Source organism: Synechococcus sp. H55.10 (assembly GCF_047502715.1).
GTDB lineage: Bacteria > Cyanobacteriota > Cyanobacteriia > Thermostichales > Thermostichaceae > Thermostichus.
The window spans coordinates 1-5,796 of sequence record NZ_JANSJJ010000096.1; the positions used below are offsets into that span (position 1 = coordinate 1).

General features: G+C 59.0%; 4 protein-coding genes. All 4 read right to left on the reverse strand.

Annotated elements, in window-relative coordinates:
- Positions 1-2,602: tetratricopeptide repeat protein (locus NW858_RS07180; protein WP_414520193.1), on the reverse strand; the 2,602-nt coding region annotated here is incomplete at its 3' end.
- A 14-nt stretch (positions 2,603-2,616) separates the two neighbouring features.
- On the reverse strand, positions 2,617-3,843 hold the full coding sequence (locus NW858_RS07185) for a class I SAM-dependent methyltransferase (protein WP_414520194.1): 1,227 nt from the start codon (positions 3,841-3,843) through the stop codon (positions 2,617-2,619).
- A 221-nt stretch (positions 3,844-4,064) separates the two neighbouring features.
- Positions 4,065-4,853 carry a TylF/MycF/NovP-related O-methyltransferase gene (locus NW858_RS07190; protein WP_414347530.1) on the reverse strand — a complete coding sequence of 263 codons (789 nt, stop codon included), beginning with the start codon at positions 4,851-4,853 and terminating at the stop codon, positions 4,065-4,067.
- The gene (locus NW858_RS07195; protein WP_414347532.1) at positions 4,850-5,653 is read right to left on the reverse strand and encodes a phytanoyl-CoA dioxygenase family protein; all 804 of its coding nucleotides are present in this window, start codon (positions 5,651-5,653) and stop codon (positions 4,850-4,852) included. Before NW858_RS07195 ends, NW858_RS07190 begins: the two co-directional genes overlap by 4 nt.
- Positions 5,654-5,796: the final 143 nt, after the last annotated feature.

Sequence of the window (5,796 nt, forward strand, 5' to 3'; positions counted from 1 at the left end):
GGAGAAAGGTCTCGAACTGCCGCACGGCCTGCAGGTCGTAGTACAGGTGCGCTTCGGCTGATTCTACGGCCTTGGTGGCAAAAGCCAGACAGCGCTCCTTGTCGCGGCCAAAAGCAAGGGCTGTAGCCGCATAGGCGTCGAGGGATGGGGCAATGGGCGCTATCTCGGCAATCCCCATCTGCTCATAGGCTGCCGCCACCAAACGCCCACGGGCAAAGCGCCCAGGCCAGGTGACAATGGGTTTGCCGTAGGCCATGGCCTCGTAGAGACTGTTGCCTGAGCCGAAATGGACAGGATCCAGCAGAACGTCACAATGGGCCACCAGCGCCATGAAGCGAGCAAGGGGCTGGCGCGGCACAAAGCAGACCCGTTCGTTGAGGATGGGGGCGCTCTTTGCCCAGCGAGCCCTGAGCTGGTCGTTCCAAGTCTTGGCCAAGCCGTCGACGAGGACAATGTGGCCCTCGGGATCGCCCTCGGCAATGGCGGCCAGCACCGCGTCGAAGTCAGGGTGAAGCTTAAAAAGCGATTGCGGGCAGCCGTAGAGCCTGCCGCGCTCAGGCAGGCCCAGTTCTGCCCGGGGGGGAATTTGCCGTGGCAAGCCGAAAAGTTGGTAGCAGAAGGGCAGGCGGGCAAAGCGCACCAAGCGCTCGCTGTAGTACGCTTCCGCCCCTTCTGGCTCCATTGGCGCATCGGCCCCCAGGAAGTAATCGATTGTATCGAGGCCAGTGGTATCCGGGTGGCCGTAGCTAACCATCTGCACCGGCGCAAGCCGCGCATAGGCCAGGAAGTAGGTGGACATCTTCATGCCGATGTCGGGATAGAAAAGAGCGTCCAGCTCCAGAGCTGCAACCTGCGCCTGCCACTGGGGCAGTGGGCCGCTGAGAACCACCACTCGGTCGCAAGCAGCCTCTAACATAGCCCGCACCGAGTCGCGACGGGCTTGCGGTGGGTAGATGAGGATGACTTCAAAACGCGAGCGGTCAAGCTGACGCAAAAGGCCCTGGTAGAGCTTGCCGATGGTGTGGTTGACAAGAAGCTCTGAGCAAAAGCCAACGCGGATGCGCCGACCAGCAGGGAAGTGCCAACGGGCAACATGGGGGGCTTCAAAATTGAGCTGCGGCGCCTTGGCTCGAAAGAGCTGGCAGAGCATCTCCATGAGTGGCCGGTCGTCGGCGTTGTGGTAGGCAAGCTCGAAGGCAAGGGAGCGTCCGATGAGTTGGGTCGGGTCTTCCAGGGTTCCCGGCAAGGCCAGCAAACTCCGCAGACCCTCCTGGTAGCGTGCCCGCCAGTGGGCGATAGCGGCCTGCGACTCTAGGATGGAGGGTAGCCAAAGCCGGCCCTGAATCTGCGCCGCAAGGATCAGCTCGGCAGCATTAGGGGGCTGCGGCCTGCATTGGCGCGCTGCCTGCAACACTTCCTCGGCTTCTGCATCCCTTTCTTGAACTGCCAAGGCAAGCGCTAGATCCAGATAGGCAGCAAAGTGGTGGGGATCTTTTTGAAGGGCAAGACGGGCAAAGCTCTCTGCTTCCTGAAAGAGCTCTAAATTGAGGTAGACTTCTGCCTTGCCCAGCAAGCCCTCAGGGAAGTCGGGGCGAAGCGCCAAGGCTTTGTCGTAGTAATCCAGGGCCTGGGAAAAGTTGTACTCTTTTGCCGCCATTCTCCCAAGCGAGAGGAGCGCTTCCACCCGTTGGGGATTGAACTGCAGCGCTGCTTGGTAGGCGTTCTTGGCCCGCGTTCTTTCACCGCCCCCCAGCAGCGCGCTCCCGTAGTTGACCCAGGCGTCAGCATAGGTCGGCCGGAGCTCGATGGCCCGCAGGGCAGCCGCTTGCGCTTCCGGCCATTTGCCTATCTGCTGCAATAGAGCTGAAAAATTGCTGTATATCTCAGCATCCTCTGGATAGGCTAGGAGCGCCTGGCGAAAGGTCGCCTCGCTTTCCACGTAGCGCCCTTGCCCTTCCAGAGATAGCGCTAGGGTAAGCAGGGCGTTGCGCTCTTCAGGCTCAAGGTCCAGAGCGCGGCGAGCCGCCTCTTCTGCTGCAGCATACTCCCCCTGCTTCCAGTGCACATTGGCAACAAGGGCCCAGGCCAGGGCAGAGCTGGGGTTTCTGGCCAGCACCTCCTGGGCTTTTTGCAAAGCAAGGGCCAGGTTGCCACAGTTGTAGGCCTCACTTGCTGCCTGCAGCTTGCTGGCTTCCTCCTCGCTAAGGGTTCGAGTCGCTGGCACCGGGCTGGATCCTGCCAGCTTGGTAGCGGCCAGCCGCGCGCTCCACTCGACAACCACTGCCTCTTCCAGTAGTCCGAGGGTGTGCCCATCGGCAAGCACCCGCTCGGCCTCCGCATATTCGCCACACTCCAGTAGCGCCTCCACCAGGGACAGCCAATACTGACCAACCGTTGGATTGGCGCTGACGGCGGTTACCAAATGGTGCAGGGCCGCCCGGGGCTGCCCCCGCTGGCGGGTAAGCTGCCCCAGCTTGTGGTGCGCCTCTGGGTGGCGGGGGACAGACCGTAGGACAGCTCGGTAGAGCTGCTCCGCCTCCTCCAGGCGCCCCTGCTGGTGATGGTTGAGGGCTTGCTGCAGCAGCTCGTCCAACTCTGACATTGCAGGGAAACTCCTCAAGTGCTCTTTTTCCCTTCCGGCAGGGCATAGGGATGGGTCGCGTGCCAGTAGTCGACCAACTGCCCTTGGTGCTCGATGAGAACCTGCTTTGGCTCTATCCCAAGGCTGGCCATCTCTGTCACAATGTCGGCAGCGCGCCATTGCGTCGGAATAATGACCACGTCTGGCGGCTGCTTGACCAGTTCCTCTCGGCTCACAATTCTCTGGCCCACCCCGGGCACATGAGTGCCGACCTTGTTGGGATCCGAATCGACGACCAAGGGAAACTGCTCGGCCCTAACCCCAAAGTGGTGCATGAAGGCTGCCCCTTTCCCCGTACCTCCCCATATGGCAACCCGCAGGCCACTGCAGGCAAGCTCGTGAAGCTGGGCCGCAATCCTGCGCCGGGCCGCTTGGCTGCGCTGCAGGAATTGGGCTGCTGCTTCTGCTCGTAGCCGCCAGTCGGGGGGTAGCCGGAGCTCCACGATGGCCAGCACCACTTCCCCATCGTAGGCATGCCACAGGCTCACAATGGCACCCACGCGCTGTAACAGGGCACGTAGCGACTCGGTACTGAACTGCTGGGGGTGTTCGTAGTAAAAATCCACCAATCGGCCTGTAGAGAAGACCCGGTCAATACAAGGTACTTCAACAAGCAGGCGTACAGTCTTCTCACATTGACTCGCAGCCCACGCCAACTGCTGCAGGAAAGCTGCTGGTTGGCTAAAGTGCTCCAGCACGTGGCGCATCACCACCAGATCCGGTTGAATGCGCAGCAGATCCTCAACCGGCTCAAAAAGCCGCGCCTCAAACTGGAAGTCGCGGGGGAAGTCGTCTGGTTGGTGGGGATCAAATCCGATGTACTGCCCTTGCCGACAAGCAGCCAACGCGCGCAGAAAGTGACCACAGCCGCACCCAATCTCAACCACTGTTGGCTTCTGGGGCAGGCGGGTCAACGCCTCATCCGCCAGTTGTGCCAGGTGCCGGTTCCACAGGATCCCGGCGTTGAACATGAGGTTGGGCTGGCTGGGGTAGGGAACATCCTCATAGCAGAAGGCGCGATTCCAGACATGGCCACAGGCAATGCACTGGACAAAGTCAAGCCGATAACGGGGCATTGCCCGCGCCTCATGTTCAGTGCGCGGCCAGCCTAGGGTGGCAAGCGGCGCCATCCCGCCGTCAAAAAAAGGGTGGGCCGCTACTTCGCCACATGCCGGGCAGGAGTCGGAGTAAAGGGGAGTCATCAGAAAAACGCAGCACTGAGGCTATCGTACTACTACCCTGCAACAAACCCTGACCCTAGTCTGCAAGCTAGCCCCCACCCCAGTCCAGGCGGCCAAGAAAGGCCTTGGGAAGGGGATGGGGAGTCCAACGCCGCCAACCTGATTGCCCCATCTGGAGCTGCTGTAAACCAGCCCTTGCAGGGCTACCGCTTCAAGGAAGCAAGCTATAGCCGTGGAGGAGTTTACTCAAGCACGGCGTATGACATGCACGTCGCGTAGGGGAAGCGGATCAGACGGAGATTGCGGATGCCCAGCGTCTCCAACGTCGCCAGCGTCTCACCTGGAAACTGACGCATGTTGAGCTCGTCAAACAAGATCACTGCTCCCTTGGGCATGCGCGGCACGAGCAATTCCAGGGCCAGTTTTGTCGGCTCGTAGAGGTCGACATCAAGATGCAGCAAAGAGACAACCAAATGGGGGTTGTCTTCAAGATACTTGGGCAGTGTAACACGCAGATCGCCCTCGACTAGCTTCAGTTTTGGTAGGTGTCCGAGAAAGCGGGTCAAATCATGGATGGACGCGGCACGCAGAATATCGTTGGCCATGCCGCTTTCGACGGCAAAACCACCGGGACGGGTATGTTCGGAAACCTGATGACCTGCCAGATCGGCTGCAGACAATTCTGGAAAACCCGTGAAAGTATCGAAGCCGATGATCTCGCGCAGATAATTGGTTGGCTCGAAAATCGAGCTCAGGTGATACCAGGTCATGAGGCTTGCGCCACGGGCAACCCCCATCTCAACAACTGAACCGTGAACGTGCAGTTGCTTCTGGAACACCTCGGCGCGTGCCAAGAATTTCGTTAAGCTTTCCCGCGTGACGTATTTGGTAAAATTTTCCAGTTTGATGTTGGCGCTGCCGGGGCTCTCGGCCCAGTAGCGCTCCAGTTCTGCCAGGCACCTGATATTGGCTTCGCTTTGACGGGATGACTCGCGGATCATGCCGCTCAAGGGATGGTTAGTGCTGCTCATGGGGCATTCTCCTTGGTTGCAAGTGCTTTCAGTCCTTCTTCCGCCAAATCTTGCCAGCGCCAGCCTCGTTCAATGAAGAAAGGATCGGTCAAATCGGTATAGCGCAGCGTAACCGCAAATCTTACATCTTCACTGCGGTTCAGGTTGGCCGAGTGCGGCAATAGTCCGTCGAAGAGAACCAGGTCACCTGCCATTAGTTCGAGCTGACGCTGCTCTTTGAAGGAAGCGGTGACTTCTGGCAAAAGCGTAATCCACTTGTTTTTTCCACGCAGCGCCTCGTCGTAGGCGTGGGGCAGCAGACCTCGCTTGTGTTCGCCAGGTGCAACCACCAACCCACCATTAAAGGCGCCGGTATTCTGTAACGGAATGTAGGCCACTACGTGATGCTGTGGGCCGTAGAAACGATCCTGATGCCAGTGGGCAACATGCCATTCGTGGCCGGGCATGTTCATGATCATGTTCAGGCGTGGATGGATGGCGATGTGCTCGCTGCCCAGTATCTCTCTAACCCAACTCGTGAGCAAGCGGCTGCTTGCCAGTTCAAACATCCAAGGCCGACGATTAACCTCCTCATAAATCCAAGACTGTGCCTCCGGCTTGGCCCGCCACAGAGTAATGAGCGAGCGCGACAAACGACGCACAGGGTCACTTTCTTCACTGGCTGAAAGGCCAAACCGCTCAAGCTGGGTGGCGACCAGCCAGTGCAGGTCATCTGCCCACTCATTTAGCAAGGCGGGCGAAATAAACTGGGGGATATGGCAGTAGCCGAGTTCTGTAAATTGCTCCCTGAGCTGTTTCATGTTCACTCTCCTTATTATCGTAGAGTCTTCCAAGCCTGTGCTGCCTCTTGGGAGATAGTGCCAGCATACAGCCTGTTAATTTAAAATAGGGTACAGGTTTTAAGAGGAAGGAGAGAAGGGAATGCCAACCCATTCTTTGGATC